Raw genomic sequence first — 347 nt, forward strand, 5'->3', positions numbered from 1 at the left:
GTCTGAGCTTTCTTTCCTAGTAGAGGCCTTCCATATTCTAAAACAATTAAAAATCAATACAGCGGCATATGAGGAGCTTCAGCGTGAAATAGAAGAACTCTCCGATCAGCAATCGATTTATGAGCGCAAGGTTTCAGCGTTAACCAGTATTCTTCAAAAAAAGGAAGGAACTATTCAGGAGAATATTTCAGCCTTTCAAGAGATATTGGAAGATGAGGCGAAAAGAGAAAAAGAACGTCAAACATTACATGTATCCATTCAACATGCGATGCAGCAGCTCGCGACACTAGAAGGTGAAATTCAATATTACGAAAAACAAACTGATGAGCTTTTTCATCAAGTAGAAG

1 pseudogene is annotated in these 347 nt (G+C 38.3%); it reads left to right on the forward strand.

What is annotated here, in order from left to right:
- Positions 1 to 347, forward strand: a pseudogene (locus tag SB658_RS22525) (hypothetical protein); the annotation flags it as partial.

The sequence above is a fragment of the Bacillus sp. SIMBA_008 genome, from assembly GCF_046535495.1.
Classification (GTDB): Bacteria; Bacillota; Bacilli; order Bacillales; family Bacillaceae; genus Bacillus; species Bacillus subtilis.